Annotated in this window: 22 protein-coding genes and 1 pseudogene; 4 read left to right on the top strand and 19 right to left on the bottom strand. The window is 65.7% G+C overall.

Going from position 1 to position 25,917, the window contains the following annotated elements; all coding sequences use genetic code 11:
- Nucleotides 1-100: 100 nt before the first annotated feature.
- The 7 genes from trbJ to J7500_RS14375 are packed head-to-tail and all read right to left on the bottom strand — an operon-like array spanning nucleotide 101 to nucleotide 7,314.
- Complete coding sequence (trbJ, locus tag J7500_RS14345; protein WP_294062508.1) at nucleotides 101-850, bottom strand: P-type conjugative transfer protein TrbJ; 750 nt, start codon at nucleotides 848-850, stop codon at nucleotides 101-103.
- A complete protein-coding gene (gene trbE, locus J7500_RS14350) occupies nucleotides 847-3,297 on the bottom strand; it encodes a conjugal transfer protein TrbE (RefSeq protein ID WP_294062509.1) in 2,451 nt (816 codons plus the stop codon). Before trbE ends, trbJ begins: the two co-directional genes overlap by 4 nt.
- Nucleotides 3,291-3,560: a VirB3 family type IV secretion system protein gene (locus tag J7500_RS14355; protein ID WP_294062510.1), complete on the bottom strand. Its 270-nt coding sequence runs from the start codon at nucleotides 3,558-3,560 to the stop codon at nucleotides 3,291-3,293. Before J7500_RS14355 ends, trbE begins: the two co-directional genes overlap by 7 nt.
- Entirely contained in the window at nucleotides 3,557-3,853 is a 297-nt protein-coding gene (locus J7500_RS14360; RefSeq protein ID WP_294062686.1) for a TrbC/VirB2 family protein, read from the bottom strand. Before J7500_RS14360 ends, J7500_RS14355 begins: the two co-directional genes overlap by 4 nt.
- A gap of 39 nt (nucleotides 3,854-3,892) precedes the next feature.
- Entirely contained in the window at nucleotides 3,893-4,891 is a 999-nt protein-coding gene (gene trbB, locus J7500_RS14365; protein ID WP_294062512.1) for a P-type conjugative transfer ATPase TrbB, read from the bottom strand.
- Complete coding sequence (locus tag J7500_RS14370; protein ID WP_294062514.1) at nucleotides 4,888-5,292, bottom strand: CopG family transcriptional regulator; 405 nt, start codon at nucleotides 5,290-5,292, stop codon at nucleotides 4,888-4,890. The genes trbB and J7500_RS14370 overlap by 4 nt, the downstream gene beginning before the upstream one ends.
- A 3-nt stretch (nucleotides 5,293-5,295) precedes the next feature.
- Entirely contained in the window at nucleotides 5,296-7,314 is a 2,019-nt protein-coding gene (locus tag J7500_RS14375; protein ID WP_294062515.1) for a conjugal transfer protein TraG, read from the bottom strand.
- A gap of 576 nt (nucleotides 7,315-7,890) precedes the next feature.
- Between J7500_RS14375 and J7500_RS14380 the strand changes: the two genes are divergently transcribed.
- Nucleotides 7,891-9,201 carry a hypothetical protein gene (locus J7500_RS14380; protein ID WP_294062516.1) on the top strand — a complete coding sequence of 437 codons (1,311 nt, stop codon included), beginning with the start codon at nucleotides 7,891-7,893 and terminating at the stop codon, nucleotides 9,199-9,201.
- A gap of 344 nt (nucleotides 9,202-9,545) precedes the next feature.
- Here the strand turns inward: J7500_RS14380 and J7500_RS14385 are convergent, their stop codons facing one another.
- From J7500_RS14385 to J7500_RS14400, 4 genes are all read right to left on the bottom strand, one after another.
- Nucleotides 9,546-10,550: a hypothetical protein gene (locus J7500_RS14385; protein WP_294062517.1), complete on the bottom strand. Its 1,005-nt coding sequence runs from the start codon at nucleotides 10,548-10,550 to the stop codon at nucleotides 9,546-9,548.
- Nucleotides 10,551-10,811: 261 nt separating this feature from the next.
- The gene (locus tag J7500_RS14390) at nucleotides 10,812-12,044 is read right to left on the bottom strand and encodes an alpha/beta hydrolase (protein ID WP_294062518.1); all 1,233 of its coding nucleotides are present in this window, start codon (nucleotides 12,042-12,044) and stop codon (nucleotides 10,812-10,814) included.
- Between the two features lie 320 nt (nucleotides 12,045-12,364).
- Nucleotides 12,365-12,913: a hypothetical protein gene (locus J7500_RS14395; RefSeq protein WP_294062519.1), complete on the bottom strand. Its 549-nt coding sequence runs from the start codon at nucleotides 12,911-12,913 to the stop codon at nucleotides 12,365-12,367.
- A 3-nt stretch (nucleotides 12,914-12,916) separates the two neighbouring features.
- On the bottom strand, nucleotides 12,917-13,951 hold the full coding sequence (locus J7500_RS14400) for a hypothetical protein (protein WP_294062521.1): 1,035 nt from the start codon (nucleotides 13,949-13,951) through the stop codon (nucleotides 12,917-12,919).
- Between the two features lie 167 nt (nucleotides 13,952-14,118).
- Between J7500_RS14400 and J7500_RS14405 the strand changes: the two are divergent.
- Nucleotides 14,119-14,586, top strand: a pseudogene (locus J7500_RS14405) (TrbI/VirB10 family protein); the annotation flags it as partial.
- Entirely contained in the window at nucleotides 14,586-14,816 is a 231-nt protein-coding gene (locus J7500_RS14410) for a DUF2274 domain-containing protein (protein ID WP_294062523.1), read from the top strand. The pseudogene J7500_RS14405 and the gene J7500_RS14410, both read left to right, overlap by 1 nt.
- 135 nt (nucleotides 14,817-14,951) lie before the next feature.
- Here the strand turns inward: J7500_RS14410 and J7500_RS14415 are convergent, their stop codons facing one another.
- Together J7500_RS14415 and J7500_RS14420 are read right to left on the bottom strand one after the other, a co-directional pair.
- Nucleotides 14,952-15,851, bottom strand: a complete 900-nt coding sequence (locus J7500_RS14415; protein WP_294062525.1) for a HEPN domain-containing protein — start codon at nucleotides 15,849-15,851, stop codon at nucleotides 14,952-14,954.
- 207 nt (nucleotides 15,852-16,058) lie between these two features.
- Nucleotides 16,059-16,487: an SOS response-associated peptidase family protein gene (locus J7500_RS14420; RefSeq protein ID WP_294062526.1), complete on the bottom strand. Its 429-nt coding sequence runs from the start codon at nucleotides 16,485-16,487 to the stop codon at nucleotides 16,059-16,061.
- A 145-nt stretch (nucleotides 16,488-16,632) separates the two neighbouring features.
- Between J7500_RS14420 and J7500_RS14425 the strand changes: the two genes are divergently transcribed.
- Nucleotides 16,633-17,223, top strand: a complete 591-nt coding sequence (locus tag J7500_RS14425) for an SOS response-associated peptidase (protein WP_294062527.1) — start codon at nucleotides 16,633-16,635, stop codon at nucleotides 17,221-17,223.
- 19 nt (nucleotides 17,224-17,242) lie between these two features.
- On the opposite strand, the gene J7500_RS14430 is transcribed toward J7500_RS14425, so the two are convergent.
- The 6 genes from J7500_RS14430 to rlxS all read right to left on the bottom strand — a co-directional run bounded on the left by J7500_RS14430 (nucleotide 17,243) and on the right by rlxS (nucleotide 25,897).
- Nucleotides 17,243-17,464, bottom strand: a complete 222-nt coding sequence (locus J7500_RS14430; RefSeq protein ID WP_294062528.1) for a hypothetical protein — start codon at nucleotides 17,462-17,464, stop codon at nucleotides 17,243-17,245.
- Nucleotides 17,465-17,644: 180 nt separating this feature from the next.
- The gene (locus J7500_RS14435; RefSeq protein WP_294062529.1) at nucleotides 17,645-18,148 is read right to left on the bottom strand and encodes an AAA family ATPase; all 504 of its coding nucleotides are present in this window, start codon (nucleotides 18,146-18,148) and stop codon (nucleotides 17,645-17,647) included.
- A gap of 189 nt (nucleotides 18,149-18,337) precedes the next feature.
- On the bottom strand, nucleotides 18,338-21,631 hold the full coding sequence (locus tag J7500_RS14440; RefSeq protein WP_294062688.1) for an error-prone DNA polymerase: 3,294 nt from the start codon (nucleotides 21,629-21,631) through the stop codon (nucleotides 18,338-18,340).
- On the bottom strand, nucleotides 21,631-23,175 hold the full coding sequence (locus tag J7500_RS14445; RefSeq protein ID WP_294062530.1) for a DNA polymerase Y family protein: 1,545 nt from the start codon (nucleotides 23,173-23,175) through the stop codon (nucleotides 21,631-21,633). The genes J7500_RS14440 and J7500_RS14445 overlap by 1 nt, the downstream gene beginning before the upstream one ends.
- Nucleotides 23,096-23,827, bottom strand: a complete 732-nt coding sequence (locus tag J7500_RS14450) for a damage-inducible mutagenesis protein (RefSeq protein ID WP_294062531.1) — start codon at nucleotides 23,825-23,827, stop codon at nucleotides 23,096-23,098. The genes J7500_RS14445 and J7500_RS14450 overlap by 80 nt, the downstream gene beginning before the upstream one ends.
- Before the next feature lie 90 nt (nucleotides 23,828-23,917).
- On the bottom strand, nucleotides 23,918-25,897 hold the full coding sequence (gene rlxS / locus J7500_RS14455) for a relaxase/mobilization nuclease RlxS (RefSeq protein ID WP_294062532.1): 1,980 nt from the start codon (nucleotides 25,895-25,897) through the stop codon (nucleotides 23,918-23,920).
- Nucleotides 25,898-25,917: the final 20 nt, after the last annotated feature.

Below are 25,917 nucleotides of genomic sequence, written 5' to 3' on the forward strand. Positions count from 1 at the left end.
TCTCCTTGGGTTTGGATGCCGCGGGACGTGGCGGGGGAGCCTGAGCCACGGCCCGCGGCGACGGCGACGGGAGGCGAACCGCCGCCGCCTGGCCGGCCGCCTATTGGGGTGTGTAGGCGGAGCCGGAGCCGAGAAATTTCCTGGTGGCCACCCGCCCTTCCGCCTCCGCTTGCGCCCGGCGGGCGGCTTCGGCGGCCTCGGCGCGGAACTGCGCTGCCATCAGCTGCTGCATCTGGAACTGCTGCCTCGTTGCCAGGGCGAGCAGCTGGTTGGTTGCCTGCGCGGCCTGGAGCGCGCCCTCGGCGCCTTGGCTCCTGCCGACGAGCGCATCCACGGCCCGCGCGTCGGCCGTGACGTTCTGCGCCACCTGCGCCTGAACCATCATCGTCTGGCGGTAGGCAGCCATCGCCGCATCGAGCCGCTGGCGCGCCGCGACCACGCGGTCGTTCGCCGTCAGCGCCTGGGAGAAATCACGCGGGAAGAGCTGTCGCAGTTGCTGGTCCAGGTCGGCCACGCGGAAGTCCAGCCCCTGCGCCTGTGCCATGAGCCGGTCGACTTGCTCGAGGCGCTGCGTGATCGCCTGCAGCTCGGGGAAGTCGATGGTCTGCAAGTTCCTGGCCTGGTTGAGCAGCATCGCAGCCTCGTTCTGGAGCGAGCGAAGCTGGTTGTTGACCTGGCTGAGCGTACGCGCCGCGGTGAGGATGTTCTGGCTGTAGTTGGTGGGGTCGAAGACGGTGATCTGCGCCGAAGCGGGCGCCGGGACGATCGCCACTCCGATCGGCGGGGCCACCACTGCGATGGCAAGCAGGATGAACCGCGGAGGCGACAGCGCAGGGGTCGAACGGCTCATGATCGAGTCTCCTTGGAGGCTTGGGGTTGGTGAGTGGGGAAGCGGGCAAGCAGATCGGCGGCCCAGTCGAGCGCGGCACCGCGCAGGAACCGAGCCGCAAATTCGTCGCCGGCCTCGGCGAGCAATGCGTCCACGCGCTTGACCCACTCGGGTCCGGAGGCGCCGCAAAGCGCGAGGGCAATCGGGCCGAGCCCGAGCTCGAAGAGCCGGTTTCCGCGCGAGGACTGGAGATAGTAGTGGCGCTTGGGGGTGGCCCGGCTGATCAGCTCGACCTGGCGCTCGTTGAGGCCGAAGCGTTCATAGGCGGCACGGCTCTGCGGCTCGATCGCCCGGTCGTTGGGCAGCAGGATGCGCTGCGGGCAGCTTTCGATGATGGCGGGAGCGATGCTGCTGGTCGTGATGTCGGCAAGCGACTGGGTGGCGAAGACAACGGCGACGTTCTTCTTGCGCAGCGTCTTCAGCCACTCGCGGATGCGCGCGGCGAACATCGGATCGTCGAGCAGGCTCCAGGCCTCGTCGATGACGAGCAGCGTCGGGCGCCCATCGAACCGCCCTTCGAGGCGATGGAACAGGTAGTTGAGGACCGGCGCGACCACGCCCGCCTGCTGCAAGAGCGCCTCGGTCTCGAAGCACTGGACGCTCGCGAATTCGAGCCGCTCGTCGGCCGCGTCGAGCAAGCGGCCATAAGGTCCTTCCACGGTGTACGGCGTCAGCGCCACGCGCAGCGGCGCGGATTGGAGGAGCATGGCCAGGCCGGTCAGCGTCCGCTCCTCGACAGGCGCACTGGCAAGGTTGCCGAGCGCGGACCAGACCGCGTCCTTGACCTCGGGCGTCACCACGACCTTCTCGTGTGCGAGCAGCGCGGCCAGCCATTCCGCCGCCCATGCTCGCTCGCCGGGATCGTGGATGCGGCGAAGCGGCTGGAAGGCCAGGCCGCGTTCGTCGGTCTGGCCGCCGAGCGCATAGTGCGAGCCGCCCATGGCGAGCACGGTCGCGCGGGCCGAGAAGCCCATGTCGAACATGATGACCTGCGCGCGCGGATAACGGCGGAACTGCAGCGCCAGGAGCGAGAGCAGCACCGACTTGCCGGCACCGGTCGCGCCGACGACGAGCATGTGCCCGACATCGTCGACATGGGTCGACAGCCGGAAGGGCGTGGTGCCCGCGGCTTGCGCATAGAGGAGCGGCGGTCCGCCAAGGTGGCGGTTGGCTTCCGGCCCGGCCCATATGGCCGAGAGCGGCATGAGATGGGCCAGGTTGAGCGTGTGGACGAGCGGCTGGCGCACATTGGCATAGGCATGCCCCGGCAGCGACGAAAGCCACGCCTCGACGGCGTTCACCGTCTCGCGGACGCAGGTGAAGCCGAGCCCGTTGACGATCCGCTCTACCGCGCGGACCTTTTCCTCGACGCGGGCGCGATCGGAATCCGCGACCGTGATCGTCGTGGTGAGATAGCCGAAGGCAACATGGTCGCCGCCGAGTTCCTGGAGCGCGAGGTCGGCGTCGACCACCTTGTTGTCGGCATCGCTATCGAGGAGCTGGGTGGGCTGGTTGTAAAGCACCTCGCGCAGGAGCGCGGTGATCGACTTGCGCTTGTTGAACCATTGGCGCCGGATGCGCGTGAGCGCCTTGGTCGCGTCGGTCTTGTCGAGCGCGATGAAACGGGTCGTCCAGCGGTACGGGAAATCGGCGGCGTTGAGCGCGTCGAGAATCCCGGGGCGGCTCATGCTCGGAAAACCCAGCACGGTTACGGTGCGCACCTGCTGGTCGCCGAGGCGCGGCTCCAGCCCGCCGGCGAGCGGGGTGTCGGCGAGGATCGCGTCGAGATAAATCGGGGTCTCCGGGACGGCGACCGGATGGCGCCTGCCCGAAATGGTTCCGTGGAGATAGGCCAGGGTTTCGGCGTCGTCGAGCGCACGGACCTCGGGCATGAAGCTGCCAAGCAGGTCGAGCGTGCGGTCGGTTTCTGCGACGAAGCGCGCGAGTTCGCCGCGCCAGTCGCGCTCGTTGCCGCGGTCGGGCCGATCGACCAGCGCGCGCCCGGCGGCATCGCTGCTGTCGGGCGGCGGCAGCCAGAGCAGGGTCAGGTAGTAGCGACTTTCGAGGTGCTCGCCCTCTGCCTCGAAGGCGGCGCGCCGTTCCTCATCGACCAGCCACGAGACGGCGTCGGGGAAGCGGCTTTCGGGGTAGCCGAGCGCCTCGCGGCGCTCGGCCTCGAAGAACAGCGCCCATCCCGAGCCGAACCGCTTGAGCACGTTGTTGGCGCGTGCCGCCGCTCCGACGAGCTCGGCTTCGGTGGCGCTTTCGAGGTCGGGGCCGCGGAAGGCGAGCGTGCGCTGGAAGCTGCCGTCCTTGTTCAGCACCACGCCCGGCGCGACGAGCGCCGCCCAGGGAAGATGGTCCGCGAACCGGTCCGCGCGCTGCCGGTATTCGTGCAGCGCTAGCATGCGAGGTGCCCCTTCTGGCGCAGGTGCCGCATTAGCACGGGCGCAACGTCCGGGTCCCGCCGGGCAGCGAACACGGCGAGGCTGTGGGCGACCGCCCAAAGGGCGAAGCCTGCCAGCCATTGCTGGAGTCCGAGACCGATCGCCGCGGCAATCGTCCCGTTGACGATCGCAAGGCCACGCGGCGCGCCGGCGAGCAGGATCGGCTGCCCGAGGCTGCCATGGACCGGCACTTCGAAGCCGTCGATGTGCGCGCCCGCGTTCATGCGACGAGCGCCCCCCCGCCGAAGCTGAAGAAGCTGAGGAAGAAGGACGAGGCCGCGAAGGCAATCGATAGCCCGAAGACGATCTGGATCAGCCGGCGAAAGCCCCCGGCGGTCTCTCCGAAGGCGAGGGTCAGACCCGTCGTGATGATGATGATCACGGCGACGATCTTGGCCACGGGTCCCTGGACGGATTCGAGGACCTGCTGCAGCGGTTCTTCCCAGGGCATGCCCGAACCGCTGGCCCATGCGCGGGCAGACAGCGCGGAAAGGCCGAGGGCAAGGAGCGGCAACATGCGCCGGCCGCGGCTGAAGGCAAGGAGTCGCAACATGGGTCAGTCTCCATCGCTTGGGGTTTGGGGAGCGGGTGCGAGGTCCACGAGGGCGTAGTTGCCATGGGCGTCGAGGCCGGCGAGCCGGGCGATTGTCCGGACCCGCCGGCCGGTGCCGCGCCCGCCGATGAACACAATGATGTCGATCGCCTCGGCGATCAGGTGCCGGGGCACGCTGGCGACCGCTTCTTGGACGAGCTGCTCGAGCCGGACGAGCGCGGCCGCCGCGCCGTTGGCGTGGACGGTGGCGATCCCGCCGGGATGGCCGGTGTTCCAGGCCTTGAGCATGTCGAGCGCCTCGGGACCTCGGACCTCCCCGACGATGATCCGATCCGGTCGAAGCCGCAGCGTCGAGCGGACCAGGTCGGCCATCGAGACCGTCCCAGGCCGGGTACGCAGCGCCACCGTATCGGAGGCAGGCGACTGCAGCTCGCGCGTGTCCTCGATCAGCAGCACGCGCTCGTCGAGGTGCGCCATCTCGGCGAGCAGCGCGTTGGCGAGCGTGGTCTTGCCCGAGCTGGTGCCGCCGGCGATGAGGATGTTCCGGCGCTCGACCACGGCAAGCGAGAGCAGGCGCGCTGCCTCGGCGGACATAATGGCGTCCGACACATAGTCCATCAGCGTGTAGAGCCGGGTCGCAGGCTTGCGGATCGAGAAGCAGGGGCCGAGCGAGACGGGCGGCAGCAGCCCTTCGAAGCGCTCCCCTGCCCCGTCTCCATATGGCGGAAGCTCGGCCGATACGATGGGCCGGTCGGCATGGACCTCGGTACGAGCGTGCGAGGCGATCAGGCGGATGATCCGCTCGACCTGCGCGGGATCGAAGCGCACCTGCGTTTCGGTACGTCCCTCTCCGAGCCTGTCGAGGCGTAGCGCCCCATCCGGGTTGACCATCACCTCGAGGACGAGTGGGTCCGCGAGCGCGGCCGAGATCGTCGGGCCCATGGCGGTGCGCAGCATGGCGCGCCGCCGGCTTTCGGACACGTTGTCGGGGGCGCTGCTCATGCGACGTCTCCAATTCCGGGATCCTGGCCGATCGTGCGCTTGCCGGCGGCAAGCTGGCGTCCGACCTGGGCCACAAATTTCTCGAAGCGCTCGCGCCCCATCGCGAGGGCGGCCGCATCTCCCTCGGGCAGCGGGGCCGTCACCATCAGCTGGTAGCGGACGAACAGCGACAGGCTTTCGAGCAGCACCTCGATGTCGCGCCGGGCATGGGCGATCTCACGGCTGATCCTGTCGAGGCGCAGCTTGAGGAGGTCGTCAATCTGCCTGGTGCCGCGCCGGCTTAGCCAGTCGGCGAGCGCGTCGTTTACCAGACGCGACTTGTTGCCCTGGGTGCCGGCGGCGAGCGCCTCCAGCGCATCGCTAAGCTCGCGGTCGATATAGAGGTTCTGGCGGACCTTCATGGCCTAGAACCCCGGCACGAGGTCGCCGTCGCTGCCCTCGTCGAGGGCATAGCCGCGAGCGACGGCGCTGAGGCCGCGCGCCTGGTCCATGGCGCGCTGGTCCGCGGCGACATCGTCGTCATCGGCCAGGCTGGCCGCGGCGTCGGGCGCGGGCTGCTCGACCTGTACCGGCTGCTCGGGGAGCCCGGGATGGCGCTGCTGCTCGAGACTGCCTTCCTCGGCGAGAGTCTCCGCATCGTCGGCCGATCCAAGGCGCGCGTCGCAAGCGCGCACGATCCCGCTCCAGTCGTTGCCGCGCGCAGGCGGCAGATCGTCGTAGCGATCCGGAGACAGGGCCGGCGGCAGCGCGAGGCGTGAGGCAAAATTGCGGTCGGTGAAATAGCGCAGCTTGGCGGCGCGGATCGGTGCGAGGCCCGAGACCAGCACGAGCTCCTCGTCGGCCGGCAGCTGCATGACTTCGCCCGGGGTCAGCAGCGCGCGGGCGGTTTCCTGCCGGCTGACCATGACGTGCGCGAGCCAGGGTGCGAGCCGGTGGCCTGCATAGTTGCGCATCGCGCGCTGCTCGGTGGCGGTGCCCAGCGCGTCGGAGATGCGGCGCGCGGTGCGCTCGTCGTTGGTCGCGAAGGCGACCCGGACATGGCAATTGTCGAGGATCGCATTGTGCTCGCCGTACGCCTTGTCGATCTGGTTGAGGCTCTGGGCGATCAGGAAGGCGCGGATGCCATAGCCGGCCATGAAGGCGAGGCTTGTCTCGAAGAAGTCGAGCCGCCCGAGCGCCGGAAACTCGTCGAGCATCAGCAGCAACTTGTGACGGCCGCCTGCCGCCTGTGCGTCGAGCCGTTCGGTCAGCCGGCGCCCGATCTGGTTTAGGACGAGGCGCACGAGCGGCTTGGTCCGGCTGATGTCGGAGGGCGGGATGACGAGGTAGAGCGAGACCGGCTGCCCACTCTCTACCAGGTCGGCGATCCGCCAGTCGCAGCGCGAGGTGACCTCGGCAACGGTCGGATCGCGGTAGAGGCCGAGGAAGCTCATCGCCGTCGAGAGCACGCCCGAGCGCTCGTTCTCGCTCTTGTTGAGCAGTTCGCGCGCGGCCGAGGCAACGACCGGATGGACCCGCGGCGCATCGTCGGTGCCGAGATGATTGGTGGTCATCATCCGCCGCAGGGTCGCGGCGAAGGACCGCTGCGGATCGGAGAGGAAGGTTGCGACGCGCGCGAGCGTCTTCTCCTCCTCGGCATAAAGGACGTGGAGGATCGCCCCGACCAGCAACGAATGGCTGGTCTTCTCCCAATGGTTGCGCCGATCGAGCGCGCCTTCGGGGTCGACCAGGATGTCGGCGATGTTCTGTACGTCGCGGACCTCATTGGAGCCGCGGCGCACCTCGAGCAGCGGATTGTACCGGGCCGAGCACGGATCAGTCGGGTTGAAGAGCAGGCAGTGCGAGAAGCGGGAGCGCCAGCCTGCGGTCAGCTGCCAGTTCTCACCCTTGATGTCGTGGATGACGGCCGAGCCCGTCCAGCTGAGCAAGGTCGGGACGACCAGCCCTACGCCCTTGCCCGAGCGCGTCGGCGCGAAGGCCATGACGTGCTCGGGGCCATCATGGCGCAGATAGCGCGCGCCGAGGCGCCCAAGCATGACGCCGGCGTCGCGAAGCAGTCCTGCGCGCGCGACCTCTGCCGGAGTGGCCCAGCGTGCCGAGCCATAGGTCGTGACGAAGCGCGCCTGGCGGGCGCGCCACAGGGAACCGAACACCGCGGCGCCGCAGCCGATAAATCCACTCGCCGCCGCCAGAGTGCCCGCCCGGTCGAAGACGTGCGGCGCATAGGCGTCGAAATGGTACCACCACGCGAACAGCGCCCAGGGACGGTAGACCGGCAGGCCGGCGAGATGGAACCAGGGCATCCCAAGTTCGGGCTGGTAAACCAGCATCGCCGCGGCCCATTGCGTGGCGGCCCAAAGACCCGCGATGACGATCGCGAAGACGATCAGGATCTGGCCAATAAGCAGCTTGGTGGGCGTCACAGCGAGGCTCCTGCCCGGTCGACAAAGGGTCGATCCGGGCGGAGCTCAAGGTCCACTCAAAGCCGGAAAAAGAGAATGGCGCTGATGGGCCGTGATGGGCTTGGAGGGGCTAAGAGTGGACCAGCGCAATGAGGCTGCTTTGCGCCCTAATCTTGGTCATTCAGCATGATCCTGCGCGAGCCCTAGACCTGCCGTTCGTTCATCTGGCACGGAGCGGCAGCGAGAACGACTGACTTTGGGACAATTCTGCCATTCACTGCCCGTCTCGCGAAGGGCAGCTCTAGTCATGACAGGACATCCAGGCCGCGCGCACCTGAGGGCATGGGGCGGACTGCTGGCCGATTGCCAAATGGCGCGTTCCGGGGCATGGACAAAGGATGGCCGCCATTCCCGGCCACCGCGGCGTGGTCGACTGTCGCGCCATTCTCGCCATTTCGACGATAGATCGCATGGACAGAGATCAGTCCTTCTCGACGCGATTATGCTCAGCGCGCGTTAACGTTCGCGCATGGGAGAGCGGTATATAATTTCCAATTAGCAGTGACTCTAGTGTGTCGACTTGGCAAAGATCGGATCATGGACTCAGCAAAGCATTTCAAAAAACTTGGGCAGGCGTATTTGGACGCTGTCGAAGGTGCTGTCGGATGCCGGTTGGATGCCGATTATCACGGCAAGACGTTTGCCTATGCTGATCTCACAGCCACACTTCGTCGGTTCTATCTCGAATGGGCGCCGGTTGTGGAGAACCTTTCAACAGGCCAAGTGTACCTCAACGCCGAAGGTGCTAGGCAAGAATGGATGAAGCTCCACAGTGCGGATTCAATCAGTCCACGTCTGCGGGAGTCCTGTCGAACCACTTCTGGTATCTATTTGGTGGATAGGTTGCAGCACCCAGAGAGGATACGCTCTCTCCTCATGTTTGCTGACGCAATTCTCTTTTGGGATCCACTTGAGGATGCCTTTAGAGGAGGGCGGCTAGATCCCGCAATAGTTGATTTCGCCCTTGCCGAACTGCGCGCCGTCCGTCCTCTGATTGCTGCGGGGCTGGTCGTGCCAGCCCAAGTCATCCGCGCAAAAACGGATACCGAAACCCTAGATGGGACAATACGCTCACAGTTCGCCGAGAACCTTATGTATCAAGGTGCACTCGGACGAGACGCTTTTAAGCAAGCTGCAAAAACAATCGAGGACGGGTCCTTTGAGGTTGATGTTCCATCAGAGATGATGACGGCCAAGGGATACTTAGGGTACGCGGAAAATAAACTTGCCGCCACTATTCTACCTGATGTTGTAATTCCTTTGATGAATTTCAACTCCCTATCATCTTATCAGGATTTCTGTAAGGCGCTAGACGAACAGCTTTTAGCTCGGCAGATTGAGTTCGTGCATCAAAGCTTAGCGTTCGAGACCGGATTCCTGATCGATCCGGATAAACTGAACAACGAGATGTTGCTCGAACTCAGGGAGCGAGACGTTATATTTCGATCTTTCCGAGAGACCGTGCTTCAGTCTGTTCAGCGGTACGAAGACGAGCTTGCTACAGGACATGGAGCGAAATTCATTACGACCTTCAATGCTGAAATGAAGAAGGCATTTGCTGACCTTAAAGAGGCAGCCCATGTATCAAATACATGGAAGGAATTCGTCGACGAACGGCGTTCTCTGTCAACGAGAATTGTAGCAAAGGTCGCTGAGCACCCCTTACTCGGAAAGCATCTATTCGATGAGCTTGGAGAAGTCGCATTAGACGCGGGCGCGACCTCCTTGGGAAATTTGCTTGCGGCTGCTACGAAGACGTACAAGCGTTATCGGAATACCAAGATATTGATGGATTTCGCCGCATCCGTGCGTAAAGTTCACGAAGAAGATGATGTGATCACCATCTAGGCACAACAGCGCGGCTTATAACATGCCTCAACCGCCCAAGGGAATTGGAAGTGAGCCGCCGGTTGGCGGCAGCTGTCAGACTCGCGAATGGCCGGTTTCGGCGTCAGCTGCCTTTCCCGCAATCGCACCGGAACAGCGCAAGCTGGATCGCTAGCTGCCGTTCGCGGATGTCTGGCGCAAACGGCAGCTATAGCATGATCGGGTCCAAAAGCGGACTGGCCCCTACCGGCCCAGAAGCGGGAAGGCCGCTTTCCGCATGAGCTGCCGGTCGACAATGCGCCCGTTCAATGATGTGCAGACCTATTCCAAGACCGGATCGGTGGCTTTCGACCTCCGCGCTGCGATCATTGATCCGGACTTGCGCGGGCGATGATCGACACAACTGCGGCTGTCGATGCGGTCGCTTCGACGCACAGTGCGGCGAGTTGCCGGGTAGCGGTCCGGCGATGTTGAAGGTTCAGCGCCAACGCCAGTGAGGCGCGGTGGTGCGCCCGAACTTCCTTGTTGCTCGCGCCAGGAAAGACGTGAGCGATATATGCTTCAAGCATCCGGTTCGCATCAGTTTCGCTTGGCCGAACACTGTCTAAGGTTTCGTGGATTGTAGGATCATAGACCGCCTGCGCCAGCGATATGATGACTTCGCGGCATAGCAGGCCGATCGCCTGGAAATCTTCTTCGGCGGATGCGGTTTCAAGCTGTGCCCGCGCCTTCGACAATGCGCGGTCAACCCGCTCCCAGCCTGTGGCCTCGCGGGGTTCCGAAGGCAGCGGCGAGCGCTTTGCAATGGCTTCGATCGCGGGGCCGAATAGCTGGCGCACATAGAAGCGCCGATCCTTGTATTGCGGCAGTTCCGCGCTCCAATGGCGATACCACGCCCACAAATCGGCGTGGGGGTTTTCGTATGCGACGCCATCGGGGATCGATTGCCGGATGCGGACTTCTCGCGCCCGATAGTAGTCGTCGATGTCCTGAATCCGTGCGCCGCCGGTCGCAACGTCGATCATCATTGCGCGATGGATCAGCAACTCCGATAGCAATGCGGCCGCGCCGGTTGAGTTGGGACCTTCTAGCGTTTCGACGCGGATATCTTCGTGTTGCCTACTGGCTTGCTGCGCGCTCAGAATGGCTTCGGCGATCCGCTTCCGATCCTGCAGCGGCAACGATCGCAACGCGTCGGCGATCGGGTTCGGCGCCCGCACGATGATTGCTTCGTCCTCCAGGTCGGAAAACCAATCTAACGCGGTTTCGAGTTGTTCAATCGAGGCCCGGCAATGCCGCAGCAGCATCGACAGATCGAAGCGTTGAAGGCTCTCGAGAAAGTTGCACGCACTGTCTGTCGTGTTCGCCATTTGATCCTTATGGCGGTCCCGCCGACTCCGATCAATCTTCTAGCGACGCGAGTTGTATGCGACGTCAGCTTTCGTGGCAGTCATTTCGAAAAGCTTCCATTCCGCAATCGGCCCAAGAGCCGCTGGGCAGCTATTAGCGGAGTTGCCGGTCAGCAATGCGCCCTCGTCTCAGCCATTTGGTTTCCGCGTCAAGCTCCGAAAATGGCTGTTCGCTCACACCTTGGAGCGAACAGACTTCCGTTCAGCCGCGGGCCTTGCAGGTCAATCCTCTTCCAGATCGTTCAGCACTTCGAAAATCGCGTCCACGACGGATCCTGGAGCGTCGAGCTCGATATAGTGGTCGGTTCCCGGCACCACCCGCTGGCGGCCGCGGCTCGATAGCGCTGCCGTCTCCTGGTCGAGCCAGACCGCACCATCATAGTCCGCCGCCTCCCTCGGATCGGATGCATCGAAATTGCCGTGGGTCAACACGATCAGCGGCTTCGCGCCGAACCGTTGCCCGCTGAACAGGTATCGGTAGGCCTCGTCACCCCTCGTATCGCCGTACACGCTGTTCGCCAGCTCCGAAGCTTGTGCGTCCTGATACGCGCTTGTCACCTGGAGACTGATGCGCTCCGCGGCGATGGTCTCGCCGAGCGCCGGGATCACCGGGTCGGTGCATCGCTTGTACAGATCGGTCGTGGGGTCGAGCTCGGCGGTGCGGGCAGCCGTGGCACAATCGGCATAGCGTGCCGTCGCCCGCTTGATCGAGTCGGCGTCGCCGAGCTCCATCCGGGCGGCGAGTGCATCCCCGGCCCGGTTGCGCAGGTGCTCCCGCAGCCGGTCGTAAGTGCGCTCCTGCGAAGGATCGACCAGCACCAGCCCGGCCACGTCCTCCGGATAGAGCGCGGCGTAAAGCTTCACGTTGAAGCCGCCCAGCGAATGCCCGACGAGAACCAGCGGGGTTTCGAGCTTGGCTGCCTGCACCAGCGCGTGGATATCCGCGGCGATCGCCATCGGCGACCGCGGGCCACGGGCAGGATCGCTGTAACCCATCCCCGCGCGATCGTAGGAACAGGCGCGCGTGCGCTTGGCCACCTCGGGCTGCACCAGCGCCCAGACCACTGACCAGTCGCTGAGACCGGAATCGAAAAGGACCGTGTGGCTGCCCGTTCCCATGCAAAACAGGTTGAGCTTGCGGCCACTGCCGATATCGACCCGCTCATGCGGGCGGGCATATTGTGCAAGAGCCTCCCCACGCGGTGCCGATGCGGGCAGCGTCGCGCCGCTTGCGGATTGGGCGAGCGCGATGCCAGGCGAGACGGCGAGCATCATGCCGGCGATGAATCGCGAGATCACCATCGTCATCCACTTTGTCAGCGTGGAGCAATTTGCATCGCCGCGTTCGATCTGCGGCGTTTCACAAGGCGCGATCGAAATGCCTGACGCAAAGATGCCGATTTCATCCGTCGCCCCCCATCGGTGGTGCGGCGACTTCGGAATAAAGGTCTGCATGAAAGCCCCCCAAGCTTTGTCATGGGAATACCAGATCGAAATGAGCAGGCAATGCGTGCCAGGCTGCGTTCGGAGGCGTTCACATCGTGCGCTTCGCCTCATCATAAAGGCACGTGTTGGACGCTCAGCTCGGTTCAGAACGCACCGCGGGTTTTGGCGAAGGTGACGGATCTGAAGCTAAAGATGGGCGGCGAACCGGCAGCTATCGCGTTTGTCGAGCCGGAGGCAGACTAGCCGCTGACGGCCCATATGCCGACATTTGACGACGATTGGCGTGGATCCTCCGGTGGTCGAAGAACTTCGTTACTCTCCCGCTTTTGTCAGGAACTTGCTGCTGGTTTTTTCCCGGTCGGGCGTCCCGCGATTACAGCGCCCACAAATGCTACTAGACCGGCGGTGAAGCAGAGCCAGGCCGCTACCAGCATCATTCGCACCTTGAGGATCGAGTTCTGCGTCCAAAGCTGCGTTGCGTCCCATTGGACTGAGGGAAGTGCTTCGCTCGGCAGTTGCGGGCATTGTTGAGGATAGATCAGAAACGCGTCTGGCGTGCACACCATACCCTTTATGATGCGCTCTCCCGTGCTGCCTTCGACCTGCACAAACATCGAATATAGCGGCAGGTAAGCGCCGATGCCGATCATTGTCAGCGCCATGCCGGCAAGGATCAGGCGACGCCGGACAACTCGCTTCGCATTGCGGCCCCACTCCCACATTGCGAGCGCCGCCATGAGAATGAAGACTGAACTCAAATATTCGATCGCGGGCGGCCAGGGAGGTTGAAGCTTGGCAAAGGCGACGATGAGCGGCAGCGCGGCGACGCCGGCCGCAAAGCCGAGCGTCTTGGCTATATCCTTGAGATATTCATCCACCGATCAGGGTACCGGGCGGGGCTTGAGGGGGATCTCCCAGATTGGGAAGCCCTCGTGATATGCAAAGTCGCGCCGGGCCCGATAGAGTCCGCCATTATTCCACTCAGCGGATATCTGATAGCTGCCCAACAGGGGGGTCGGGTCATCGCTTACGTCGGCCCATCCTTCGCATTTGTCGCGGTTATAGGGTTCTCGCACTTTCAACTCGCACAGCTTGAACAAGAATATGGGGATTACGAATACGCTCCCTGTGGCCGGCTGAAGTTTGAGCAGGTGAGGCGTCTGGTGGGCTATGGGGCCCCGCATCATACAGCCTCCGCTCATCCTCTCTATGATCGGGGGGAAGCCCGCCGGCTTGGGCGTGTCGGCATTGATTGTGCGTGCCAGACGGGCCGCGGGACTTTCCGGTGCGTTGGGACGTGTCCGGATCTGGGCCGAGGTCCGCAAAGCCTGACGATCTCTTAGCGATACCGTTGCCGCGAGTCGGGAGAACGAAATTGGCGGTGTGATCGCGCGATCCGCCACCCTGTGGGGCGCGCTGGCAAATCCCTGGCCGGGCGTGATGCGCGCGGTTTCGATCCGCATCCTTATTGCCGGGCTGGTCGGGGGGGCAGCTGCGGTCACGACCGTCCCCGGGGCGGCAGGCTGCACTGTCGGTTGCGGTGGCCGCGCGGCTTCGAGGTCATCGAAATAGGCATCGGTCCAGGTCTGGGCGCGTTGGTCGTCGATACCCATGCGGAGCAGATTCTGTTTCACATAGGCCGCGTTGACGGCCGAGTAGATGCGATCGGCCATGGCTTGCGATGCGCCGTGCGCCTCCTCGGCGGTGCCGACCTCAAGGGTCGGGTATGCGAGCAGACCGCAGCGCGGCGGAAAGATCCAGCCGTCGCGAATTGTGCTGAGCCGGGTGTCGTCGAAGCCGAACGTCTGCTCGGCATACTCATCGGCGACTGCGCGAAGTTCGTCGCGTGTGATGGCCAGATCGATTGCGTCCTGCGCTGTGGCAAGGGGCGAGAGCACCATGGCTGAAAGTGCCATGCAAGACGCCGCCAATTGGAGTGTCCTGCGCAAGGCATGATCTCCTCGTCTCAAACTCTTCACTGCAAAGTATAGCGAAGATTGGCCCAGCTGTGAAGCGTGGTGGTATCAGGATAATGTTGCCGGTGTTTCAGGCGTATAATGGTAAAAATCCAGGCGTTATTCGGAACACCTATGATAGCGCGACGGGCCTCCTCCTGCTCATTCGGCAGGGCGCGCGCCTGATCGGCAGCTACGATAGCGTCGTTGCATTTGGGCAGCGTCGCGCGCTTGTGGTGTGGCAGCGTATCCTCTTTCCCGACGGGGGCTCAATCCGGCTCGACAATGCGCCGGCTACCGATCCATCCGGCTACGCCGGCCCCGCCGACAAGGTCGATTTTCACACCTGGACGCTCCTCAAGGGTGTCGTGTTGTCGACGCTGCTCAGCGTCGGATCCGAACTGCAGTTCAGCGGCGAGGGCGATCTCGTCCAGGCGTTGCGGCAATCGACCCAGCAGGGTGTATCGCGCGCCGGGGACCAACTGACGTCCCGCAACCTTCAGGTCCAGCCAACGATCACCATCCGTCCGGCCGCCCCGGTCCGGCTGCTGGTGCATCAGGATCTGGTGCTGCGTCCGTCGCAGGAGGACCTCTGATGGCGGATCTCAAGCTCGCCCGACTTCCTGACCGCACCCCGGTGAAGCTGACCATCTCGGTACTCCCGGAGCTACATCAGGTCCTGGAGGCTTATGCCGCACTCTACGCCACGATCTATGGCCGGCAAGAGCCGGTAGCCGGGCTGGTACCCGCGATGCTTGCGGCTTTCCTCGACAGCGACCGCGAGTTTGCGAAGGCCAGGCGGAGCGGCGCGTCGGCACCGCGCTGAAATGAGCGAGCGGCTGCTCTCTGTGGAGGACGCCGCTGGTTTCCTCAAGGTGCAGTCGAACACCGTGCGGGCCTGGGTTCGCTCCCGAAAGCGACTGGCTGCGCTGTAGCGCAACCCGGAAAGTGTCGAGGCCCCTTATGCGGTCGCTGCATCACGAAGATCATTAAGCCGCTCGCGCGCGACCCGTTCGACGATATCGCGCAGCGCGCGAACGGACCCGAGGATAGCCATCAGCTCATCGACGTTAATTTCGTAGGCTGTCGAATAGCGCGCCTCGACATAGGCGCGTTTGAGCAACTGGAAGCGACGCCGGTCCATGCGCCGCTCGCGCGGCCATGCGTCGATCAGCCGTGGCTCGTTATCCTCGGCAAGCGAACGCAGAAATTTGATGTTGTGCGAGCGGGGAAAATAGAGGGTCCGCACAAGCAGAAAGCAGATGTAAGCGCGCTCGGTGGCTTGGTGGAGAGTAAAAGCGCCGTCTTTGAGCTTCTGCTTCTCAATGCAGAATTCAGCAATTTCGATCGCGTGGTCGACCTTTTTCAACCACTCGTCGAAATACGCCTGCGCCATCTCGAATGCGTCAACCGCCGTAAGCGGCATCGGCGTCGCCAGTGGATGGCAGGGCAGTTCGTAAAGAATGATGCCGTCGCGGGCGATGTCGACCCAGAAATACTCGCCGCGCTTTAGCGACTGGTTCACCTCGTCGAGCGAATGGACGATGATGTTGACCGGTCGTCCAATCTCGGCGTCGCGCAGGATACGGTCCTCGGCGACGTACCAGTAATGCGCGATGTCGGTGAGGTCCTCGTGATTAACCACAACGAGTAGATCGAAGTCGGATTGGTAGCCGTTCTCCGGCTCGTCAACCCAATCGGATCGCGCGTAAGAACCGAACAGGATGATCTTGAGGATCTTGCCGTTTCGGCGGCTCGGTGTCGTCGCCCGGCTGATCGCCTCGGCGAACTCCTCCATCAGCACGTGCTGGATGCGCTCCAGCTCGCCCCGCTGCACCGCCGGGAGATGATCAATGTCCATTCTCATTCGGGAATCTTCGGCGAGCGACTCCCGCTTGGCAAGTACGGGTTGTCGATCGGGCTATTCCTTGGCAAGCATCCAGCGTTCGGCGGCGCCGGATGGCCGTTATCGGCGCGCGTTCTCAAGCGCGGTTCTCAACTTCCGGGGCCGTCGGACACCAGCTGCGCTCTGACCGATATCCATTCCCGACGTTCGGCCAGGGCTTTGCTAGAAGGCGAGCTCTGTTTGCACCGCACGCTTTGCCCCGATCTCCTCGACGTTGAACGTATGGGCGCCCGGGGTCACCAGCAGGTCCATCTCCGGCACGAGGCCGTCGAGCCACTGCATCACCTGCCGGCGCTGGATGATGGCGCCGTGCCGGTCCTGGTAGCGCGCGACCTCCGGGTTGGCCGCGACGGTGACCACGCGGTAGCATAGCGGCCAATCGCCCATGGCGGGCTCCCAGACCGCGGCCAGATAAAAGAAATTGCCGCCGTCGAGCGTCACCCGGTATTTGCGGTCGCCCACCGTCATGTGGAATTCGGAGGCCGGAACCAGGCAGCGGTGGCTGGGAAAGGTCTTTCCTTCCGACCGGACGAAGCGATAGGCGACGCCATCGCTGAAACGGGGATTGGATCCCCATACCGCCTCGACCATTTCGATCTCTTGCAGATCATCGGGATTTCGCCGGATGATCGCGCGTCGTGCGCCCATCGGGCTGTCAGAGTCGAAAGGCTTTGGAGTCGAGTCCATGATGGGAACATAACAGGAACTTAGGTGAGTCGCAAGGAGGGGGCCGAGCGTGTGCAATGACTATCGTCTCGAAGTGGACGTGGCATCGATCGCCGAGGACTTCGAGGACCTCAAGATCAAGATCAAGTTCACCGAGGGTATCCCGAACCTGCCCCCGCGCGCCGACATCAAGATCACAGATCCCGGCATCATCGTTCGGACATCAGCCGAGGGCAGAGCCTTTGGCGATCTCGTGCAACGGCGCTGGAGCTGGCCGGGCCCGAACGGCAAGCCGGTCTACAACTTCCGGTCCGAAAGTCGGGAGTTCACCAGCGGGCGCTGCCTGATCGTCGCGGACGGCTTCTACGAGTTCACGACCCCCGCGGGCCCACAGAAGAGGCGCAAGGACAAATGGCTCTTCACCAAGCGCGGTGAGCCGATATTCTGCATCGCCGGGATCTGGCGCCAGCATCCGCAAGTCGGCGAGGCATTCACGATGCTGACGCTGCCGCCCGGCCCCGACGTCGCGCCCTACCATGACCGCCAGATAGCGGTGCTCGATCGCAACCGATGGGCCGACTGGCTCGACCCCAATGTCCCTGCGAGAGAAGTGCTGCGCATGCTTCCGGAAGGCAGCCTGGCCGTCGAGCAGGTCGGATAGGCGCCGGGCGCAGCGCGATCTAGCCGCCGCCTCCGAGCAGAGCCGCGTGCGCCGCCCGCAGGATCAGTTGCCGTTCGGAGTTCTCGTCGGGCAGTTCGCCCCAGGCAAAGGCGGACCGTGAGCCGCGAACATCCTGCCAGATGTGATCCGCGACGCGGAATAGCGCGTCGACTCTGGGCGGCCTCCCCTGCGCTATGCAGTCGATCATCTCGGGTGCGATGGTTTCAGGCTGGCGGTTCATCGCTTGTGGGCCTCCCTCTCGCCCCAGAGCTAGGAAGCGTCGGCCGAAGGAAAAAGCCCCAAGATTCGGATGGGAGAAACCACCATACGGGTCATCATCGACGGTAGTTGTGCGTTTCCTCGCTGTGCCGCGGGGACTCCCTGAGATATCGCGTTCGCGATGCCCGCCTCGATCGTCAGCTTAGTCCTGCGATAAGACGAAATCGGCGCGGGCTGAAACGGTATCGCGCGGCAGGATTATGGGCCGATATCCGGCATTCAGATACGCCAGTCGGACGCGCTCGTAGTCACGCAAGGCCGTCTCGAGACTGTGCCGGCGATCGGCGTCATTCTCGTAGATTTCGGGCCAGGGCGGCGCGAGGAAGAGCCGATCGTAACGGTTCGCTTCAATGACGTCCGTCGGAGATTCGCCGCCACGCGCCGTGATGGCGACGGCGGCATCCACGATGCCCCGGTCAAAGAATGTGAGCCCTTGTGCCGCTCGATAGTCCGAAAGGGACATTGCGAGCGCACGTCTCCCGAATGCCATTGCGTCCACCCAGGGCAGGGCGCTTCCGTCGCCCGCCCGCTCCTCGGCAAGGATGCGCCGACCCGGTTCTTCGACTACCTTGTATCCGCGACGTGCGAGCTCGGCGAGAAGGGTCGATTTGCCTCCGCCTGAGCAACCCGAGATCATCACAAACATGAGCCCTCCTGATACCCTGCAGGTCGCAGCGGCTATAGGATTGCCGCACGTTCGACACGTCCAATTACGCCTGACTTTGAGGGGTCCGTGCCGGCGGCATTGGCTCAGCACAGGTTGCCCTTCGGTCCGTCGCGACCATCATTCCACGACCCGGGCAATTGCCCGGAAGGGCGCACTGCGACGCGGTACTCAGCGAAAGTCGCGCGGCTTGATCTTGATGCCCTCTGTTGGTTGTCCCGGAACGATTCCAGAGCCCAGACGGAGGTCCGGAATGTAAATGTCGCGCGGTGCCTTGCCCAAGGGATCGCGCGGATCCGGTCCCATGCCATGCTTGACCACATCGGCGCGGCTCACCGGGTAGACGTCGGTGGACTGGCCGCGCTGGCCGACGCTCGCCAGCAGCGAAGAGAGGTCGTCGAGCCGCTGCGCCACCACATGGATGACATCGCCCTCGCGCTGCACGCGGCCACGCACGCCGATCATCGACGCGCCGAGCACGACGCGGCGGTGCTTCTCGAACAGGTCGGGCCAGACGACGAGGTTGGCCACGTCGGTCTCGTCCTCGAGCGTGACGAACATCACGCCCTTGGCCGACCCCGGCTTCTGGCGCACCAGCACCAGCCCGGCGAGCGTCACCCAGCGGCCGTCCTTCATACCGCGCAGGTTGGCACACGGCGCGATCTTGCGCGCTGCGAGCTCGCTTCGGAGGAACGCGAGCGGGTGCGCCCGCAGCGACAGCGAGACGCTGCGATAATCCTCGACCACCTCGGCGCCCTCTCCCATCGGCGCAAGCACGACTGCAGGTTCGATCGCTTCGTCGCGGATGGCCTGGTCGCGCGCGTCCGCCGCGGCGAACAGCGGCAGCGCTTCGTCGGCAAGGCCCTTCACCTGCCAGAGCCCCGAGCGCCGGCTATGCGCCAGGCTGGTAAAGCCATCGGCCTCGCCGATCCGGTTGAGCGCACCCGCACCGACACCGGCGCGGCGCTGTATCTCCTCGGCCGAGGCATAGGGCACATCGCCGCGCGCCGCGACGATCGCCGCGGCGTCGGCGTTGGCGAGCCCGCGCACCATGCGCAGGCCGAGCCGCACCGCCTTGTAGGCCCCTTCCCCGTCCTCGAGCGTGCAATCCCAGCGGCTGTGGTTGACGTCGACGGCGCGCACCTCAACGCCGTGCTGACGCGCATCGCGGACGATCTGCGCGGGCGCATAGAAGCCCATCGGCTGCGCGTTGAGCAGTGCCGCGCAAAAGGCGTCGGGATGATGGCATTTCATCCAGGAGGAAGCATAGGCGATGAGCGCAAAGCTCGCGGCATGGCTCTCGGGAAAGCCATAGCTCCCGAAGCCCTCGATCTGCTTGAAGGTCTTCTCGGCGAAGTCGCGGTCATAGCCGCGCGAGACCATGCCTTCGATCAGCTTGTCGCGAAAATGGCTGACGCCGCCGGTCAGCTTGAAGGTCGCCATTGCGCGACGGAGCAGATCAGCTTCGCTTGGGCTGAAGCCTGCGCATTCGATCGCGACCCGCATCGCCTGCTCCTGGAAGAGCGGGACGCCCAGCGTCTTCTCGAGCACGCGGCGCAGCTCCTCCTTGGGATAGGTGACGGGCTCCTTGCCCTCGCGGCGCCTGAGATAGGGATGGACCATGTCACCCTGGATGGGCCCTGGCCGCACGATCGCGACTTCGATCACCAGGTCGTAGAAGGTCCTGGGCTTGATCCGCGGCAGCATCGCCATCTGCGCGCGGCTCTCGATCTGGAAGACGCCGAGCGTGTCGGCCTTGCGGATCATTGCATAGGTTGCCGGGTCCTCGGGCGGGATCGTCGCCAGGTCGAGCTTCACGCCCTTGTCCTGCTCCAGGAACTCGAAGGCGCGGCGCATGCAGCTGAGCATGCCCAATGCCAGCACATCGACCTTCATGAAGCCGAGCGCGTCGATATCGTCCTTGTCCCATTCGATGACCTGGCGGTCGTCCATCGCGGCGGGCTCGATCGGCACCAGCTCGTCGAGCCGGTCGCGCGTCAGCACGAAGCCGCCCGGATGCTGCGAGAGATGCCGCGGCGTGTCGATCAGCTGCCGCGCGAGCTCGAGCGTCAGCGCTAGCCGCCGGTCGCCCATGTCGAGGTTGAGCTCTTTGGCGTGACGCTCGTCGACGCCGTCGCGGCTCCAGCCCCATACCTGGCTCGCGAGCCCCGCGGTCATGTCCTCGCTCAAGCCCAGCGCCTTGCCGACCTCGCGCACCGCGCCGCGCGCGCGGTAGCGGATCACGACAGCGGTCAGCGCCGCGCGCGTGCGGCCATAGGTCTCGTAGATCCACTGGATCACTTCCTCGCGGCGCTCGTGCTCGAAATCGACGTCGATGTCGGGCGGCTCGCAGCGTTCGGCCGAGACGAAGCGCTCGAACAGCAGCTCGGAGCGGACGGGATCGATCGAGGTGATGCCAAGGCAATAGCAGACCGCCGAATTGGCCGCCGACCCTCGCCCCTGGCAGAGGATGTTCCGCCGCCGCGCCTCCGCGACGATCGAGTGGACCGTCAGGAAATAGGGCGCATAGTCGAGCTCGGCGATGAGCTTGAGCTCATGGGTCAGCTGGGCCCGGACCTTCGGCGTGACGCCATCCGGATAGCGCTCCGGCGCCTTCTCCCAGGTCAGCCGCTCCAGTTCCTGCTGCGGCGTGCGCCCGGGCACGCGGATCTCGTCGGGATATTGGTAGCGAAGCTGCTCGAGGTCGAAGCGGCACCGCTCGGCGATCTCGACGCTGCGCGCGACCGGACGCGTGTCGCCCAGATAGCGTTTGAACAGCCGCTCCATCTCGGCCGCAGGCTTCAAGTGCCGGTCGGCGATCGCCTCGCGGCGATCGCCCAGTTGGTCGATCGTGCATTTCTCGCGGATGCAGGTGACCACGTCCTGAAGCAGCCGCCGCTCGGGCGCGTGATAGAGGACGTCGCCGGTGGCGACCGTCGCCACGCGCGCCTGCTCGGCCAGTGCCGCGAGCGCGGCGAGCCGCACCGCGTCGCGCGGGCGACGGCGCAGCGACAAAGCAAGATAGGAGCGATCCCCGAAGATCACCGCAGTCCGGGCAAGCGCCGCCTCGGTCGCGGCATCGGCGCGGTCGGGCACGAGCATGCCGATGAGGCCCTCGCTCCATTCCTCGACGTCGCGCCACTCGATGTGGCAGGCACCCTTGCCCGCGCGCGCCTTGCCGATCGACAAAAGCCGCGTGAGCCGGCCCCAGGCGGCGCGGTGGGTCGGGTAGACGAGCAGTGCGCTGCCGTCGGCGAGGTCGAGCCGGCAGCCGGCGATCGAGCGCACGCCGGTCATCTTCTGCGCGTCCCAGGCGCGCACGATGCCGGCCACCGAATTGCGGTCGACGATGCCGAGCGCCGGGAGCCCGAGCAGCGCGGCGGTCGCGAACAGCTCCTCGGGCGAGGAGGCGCCACGCAGGAAGCTGAAGTGCGTGGTGACCTGGAGCTCCACATAGCCGCCCATCACGCAAAGGCTCCGTGGATGAACCATTGCATCGGGCCCGTGGCGGCGCGTTCGCCATCGCCCAGGCGGAACAACCAGTAGCGGCCGCCCCCTTCCACCTCGACCTGGAAATAGTCGCGCACCGACCAGGGCTGGCGTGCCTCATGGCCGGCCTCACGCCACCACTCGCCGTGCAGCCGCTCCGGGCCATCGGCCTGGACGACGCGGTAGCGCTTGCGCTTCCAGACGAACATCGCCGGCGGATGGTCGGGAAGCATCGCCATGACCTGCACCGGCTGCGGCGGATCGATCAGCCGGCCGGGGCGCGGCAGGTCATCGGCAAAGCGCCTTCCCGTCGCCACCCCCAGCGCCGGCAGCTGCGCCACCGAGCGCTCGGGCATGCCGCCTGCGCATGGCGCTGCGCGGTACAGTTTTCCCGATCCGAACCGGTTGGCGAGCGCATCGACAAGCGCCCCGAGGTCGGCCGAGCGCTTGCCGTCTTCGGCGAGGGCGCTCTGCGCGGGGCCAAGCGGTTCGGTCAGCGGCGCGACGAGCGTCATCGCCTCGATGCCGAGGCCGGGGTCGATCTGGCCGACCCTGGCGACGAGCAGCTTGGCCAGATGCGCGACATCGCGGCTCGGCGCCGCGGTGCCGATGCGAATAGCTTGCGAACAACCATCGACGCGGTGGAAATGAAGGTCGAGGCGGCGGGCGCCACGACCGAGGCGCACCAGCTGCCCCGCAAGGTCGCCGACGAGGTCTCCGATCACCTGCGCGAAGGCCTCGGCGGTCGCGATCGGCTCGAGCAGGCTGCGCCGGCAGCGCGGCACTTCCCTGGCGAAGATCGGCTCGATCGCCTCGGGCGCATAGCCCAGCGCCTGGTCGAGCCGCTGGTGAAGCGTGCGTCCGAAGCGCCGCGCGAGCGGGCCGCGCGGTGTCGCGATGAGCTGCTCGACCCGCTCGAACCCGAGCTTGCGCAAGCCCTCGACCACCGTGGCCTCGAGCCGCAGCGATGCGATCGGCAGCAGCGCTATTGCCTGACGCTGCGCGCCTGGCTCGATCGTGACCGGGCGACCCGCCGGTACGTAGCGCGCGACCGCGTGCGCGCAGCCCGGCGTATCGGCGACCGCGATCTGCACCGCATAGCCGGCGCGCGCGATCCGCCGGTGCAGGTCGCGCAGCAGCGCACGCTCGCTCCCGAACAGCGGCGCGCATCCGGTGATGTCGATCCAAACGCCATCAGGCGGATCCGGCGCCACGAACGGCGAATAGCGGCCGCACCACAGCGCCAGCCGCCTCAGCGCCGCGAGATCGCTTGTCGGATCCGCGTCCTCGGCCACGAGTTCGGGCACGAGGCTGCGCGCCTTCGTGAGCGTCATGCCCGGATGGACGCCGAGGCTCCGCGCGCCCGCGTCCGCGGCGGCCACGACCTTGCGGCCATGGTCGGGGAGCACGGTGGCGAGCGGCCGGTTCGGAGCGAGCCCCTCAGCTCGCGAGGCGCCGCTCTTCCGCCGCAGCCGGTCGGTCGACCAGCCTGGCAGGTAGAGCGAGACGACCCTGCGCATCGCAGGCCTCCACGATCCAGGATTTGGGTTCCCCTCCACGCACGCGTTCGAGCCGCACCTCCCAGCGCGGCCTGGCGAGGCTGGGGATGCTCAAGGGTTCACTCGGAGCAGCGAGCACCCGCCAGCGCGTCACGGCAGCAGTACCCTCGGCAATGGCGTCGACCCGCGACGCGCGCCGGAACACGAAGGCCGTCACGCCCGAGGCTTCGGCGGCGAGCTGGAGCCGTTTCGATGCGGTGGTCGAGAGCTTGGCGACCTCCCCCACCACGCCGCCGAGCCCGGGATGGCGCAGGCACTCCTCCATCGCGAGCAGCACATTGGTGTCGCTGCCAGCCTCGACATGGACCACCCGGTCCGGGTGCAGGCCGGCTAGATCGAGCGATGGCGCGAACAGGTCGCGCCACCTGAGGCACCAGAAGACTGGTCCCGCGGTCCGCGCGAGGATGCCGGCAAGGAAAACCGTCGCTGCGGCCTCGTCGCAGAGCTCCGCGCTGCCGGCGATTTCGTGAAGTGCGCCGCTGGCCAGGCCGCCGCCGGGCAGATGGCCGTCGATCGCACCGACACCGAACGGCGTCGCCTCGCGCGCGGGACCATTCGTCTCGATGGCGGCGATACGGCGGCGCAGATCGGCAATGACAGCAGGCTGCCTCATGGAAGGTTACGACTCGGGAGCGGTTGATTCGTTCCTAATTTGTTCTAACAAGGCCGTAGCGGTCAAGCGCGGCCGACATCGATGGTCACGTCACGTAACCGAAGGGCCTGATCGCTCCCGCCCGATCGACCAGCTGATGCCGTCGCTGCGGACAATGCCCGAGACCTTCTTGCCGACGTGCCGGTCGAGCACCGGGCGCCAGGGCACGAGCGTGAACTCGTGGCTTCGCTCGAGGAGCGCATGGCGCCCGCTGAGCAAGTCGACCGGGCGGCGGTAGATGCCCTCGACAGGCATGCCGGACGGCGCCTCCCGGAACGTCAGACCAAGCTCCTCCGAAAGTGCGTTCGCGACGCGCAGCAGCTCACGCCGCCGGAGCGCTGCGAGCATGTCCTTGCGGTAGACGACGCCGCCTTCGGCCTCCTCGGCGAAACCCTGCGCGACCAGCCATTGCTGGCGGCGCTGCCGCGCATCGCGAACCGCGGCCCCGAAGCCGGCGTCGCGCAGCGGTCTGGGCGCGGGCGCGACGAGCTCGCGATCGAGCCAGGTCGCCGCGTCCGCATCGACCAGGCGCTCGAGCGGCTGGGCCGAAAGGATCTCGACCTTGACCGGCGCCTGGCGAGCGCGGTCCGCCTCATAGGACACAACCCGATCCAGATGGTCGGGAGCGACGACCCAGCTTCCGTCCGCCGCGCGCTCGACCGCGCCGGCGCGCCGCATCGCTTCGAGCCGGCGCACATGGGTCGCTGCGAACGCCTCGCTCGCGCCGGAATCGAAGCGCAAATGCGAATCGATATCGTAGTGGCCACCATTGGCCGCCGCGACCGCGACGATGGTGCGATCGACCTCGCGGACCCCTGCCTCGACCGGCGTGATCCTGACGATCGCGCCCGCTGGCAGAACCGCCGTCGCATCGCCCCGGCCGATGTCGACATAATGCGCACGTCCATCGACGCCCTCGACCAGCACATAGTGGCGATCGCGATGCTCGTCCGCGAGCCCGCGCTCGAGGAGCCGGCCAGTGATCGGACCCAAGGGCCGGGCACCCGGTGCATGGATGGCGAAATCCGCCGCCGTCGGCGTCAGAGCACGGCCGGCGAAAGCGCGCTGCATGGTGCGGATGATGTCGCCGCGCTCGCCCATGCGAACGAGCGTCTCCTCGACCCCGTCCGCGAGACGCCAGTGCCCCGCTGCCGTCCGCTCGGCGAGGCCCAGGCGCGCCAACGTGGCAAGCCGGCCTGCGCGCAGGCTCTGCTGGAAGGGATCGTGCGACGACGACGAGACCGTGCGCGCCGCGTCCATCTCGCGGATCAACCGCCGATCGATGCCGGTCAACCGCTCCTGGTCGATCTCGGCGCGCAGCCGCGCCTGGATGTCGCGGTCGCTTCGCGGTCCGAGGTCGAGGTCGACGAGCTCGGACGCACGTTCGCGGATTCCGCGAGTCAGATAGGCGGGCGCGATGACCAGATCGCGCCCGCGATCGTCCTTTCCCCGCACGACGATGTGCGTATGCGGATGCCCTGTATTGAAATGATCGACCGCGACCCAGTCGAGCCGGGTCCCGAGATCCTCTTCGAGGCGGGCCATCAGCCGGCGCGTGAAGTCTTTCAGGTCGGGATATTGATCGCCATCCTCGGGCGAGACGATGAGGCGGAACTGGTGGCGATCGCCGGCATGGGGATCGAGCCAGCGCCGACCGTCGACGTCGTCCGACGCGGGGCCGTACAGCCGGCCGGGCTCGCCCGCGCGCGTGACGCCGTCGCGCTGGAGGTAGCGCAGGTGCGCGCGCGCGCCGTCGATGCCCTTGCCGGCGAGGCGGACGACGCGCGCCTTGACGATCACCCGGCGCTGACGCCAGGCGGCGAAACGGTCGCGGCTGGCGAGGACCAGGCCGACGCCCGCGCCGCGGCCGATCCGGCTGCCGGTGAGGCCACGCCGGACGCCGGTTCGCGTCGCGCCGCCGCGGGCGAGATTGGCGGCGGCGAGCACGCGCGAGAGATAGGTGCGCGTGGCTGGGCCCCGCGGGCTGCGAAGGCGGCCGAGCCGTGGCTCGAAATCGTCGTCGGTGGCCATGGACAAGCGTTCCCAAGCCG

The organism is Sphingomonas sp. (assembly GCF_017744835.1).
Taxonomy (GTDB): domain Bacteria; phylum Pseudomonadota; class Alphaproteobacteria; order Sphingomonadales; family Sphingomonadaceae; genus Sphingomonas.

Bases quoted from the DNA above. Each gene is read 5' to 3' on its own strand.
- trbJ (WP_294062508.1), bottom strand. From the start codon at position 850: ATGAGCCGTTCGACCCCTGCGCTGTCGCCTCCGCGGTTCATCCTGCTT.
- trbE (WP_294062509.1), bottom strand. From the start codon at position 3,297: ATGCTAGCGCTGCACGAATACCGGCAGCGCGCGGACCGGTTCGCGGAC.
- J7500_RS14355 (WP_294062510.1), bottom strand. From the start codon at position 3,560: ATGAACGCGGGCGCGCACATCGACGGCTTCGAAGTGCCGGTCCATGGC.
- J7500_RS14360 (WP_294062686.1), bottom strand. From the start codon at position 3,853: ATGTTGCCGCTCCTTGCCCTCGGCCTTTCCGCGCTGTCTGCCCGCGCA.
- trbB (WP_294062512.1), bottom strand. From the start codon at position 4,891: ATGAGCAGCGCCCCCGACAACGTGTCCGAAAGCCGGCGGCGCGCCATG.
- J7500_RS14370 (WP_294062514.1), bottom strand. From the start codon at position 5,292: ATGAAGGTCCGCCAGAACCTCTATATCGACCGCGAGCTTAGCGATGCG.
- J7500_RS14380 (WP_294062516.1), top strand. From the start codon at position 7,891: ATGGACTCAGCAAAGCATTTCAAAAAACTTGGGCAGGCGTATTTGGAC.
- J7500_RS14385 (WP_294062517.1), bottom strand. From the start codon at position 10,550: ATGGCGAACACGACAGACAGTGCGTGCAACTTTCTCGAGAGCCTTCAA.
- J7500_RS14390 (WP_294062518.1), bottom strand. From the start codon at position 12,044: ATGCAGACCTTTATTCCGAAGTCGCCGCACCACCGATGGGGGGCGACG.
- J7500_RS14400 (WP_294062521.1), bottom strand. From the start codon at position 13,951: ATGGCACTTTCAGCCATGGTGCTCTCGCCCCTTGCCACAGCGCAGGAC.
- J7500_RS14410 (WP_294062523.1), top strand. From the start codon at position 14,586: ATGGCGGATCTCAAGCTCGCCCGACTTCCTGACCGCACCCCGGTGAAG.
- J7500_RS14415 (WP_294062525.1), bottom strand. From the start codon at position 15,851: ATGGACATTGATCATCTCCCGGCGGTGCAGCGGGGCGAGCTGGAGCGC.
- J7500_RS14420 (WP_294062526.1), bottom strand. From the start codon at position 16,487: ATGGTCGAGGCGGTATGGGGATCCAATCCCCGTTTCAGCGATGGCGTC.
- J7500_RS14430 (WP_294062528.1), bottom strand. From the start codon at position 17,464: ATGAACCGCCAGCCTGAAACCATCGCACCCGAGATGATCGACTGCATA.
- J7500_RS14435 (WP_294062529.1), bottom strand. From the start codon at position 18,148: ATGTTTGTGATGATCTCGGGTTGCTCAGGCGGAGGCAAATCGACCCTT.
- J7500_RS14440 (WP_294062688.1), bottom strand. From the start codon at position 21,631: ATGGGCGGCTATGTGGAGCTCCAGGTCACCACGCACTTCAGCTTCCTG.
- J7500_RS14445 (WP_294062530.1), bottom strand. From the start codon at position 23,175: ATGCGCAGGGTCGTCTCGCTCTACCTGCCAGGCTGGTCGACCGACCGG.
- J7500_RS14450 (WP_294062531.1), bottom strand. From the start codon at position 23,827: ATGAGGCAGCCTGCTGTCATTGCCGATCTGCGCCGCCGTATCGCCGCC.
- rlxS (WP_294062532.1), bottom strand. From the start codon at position 25,897: ATGGCCACCGACGACGATTTCGAGCCACGGCTCGGCCGCCTTCGCAGC.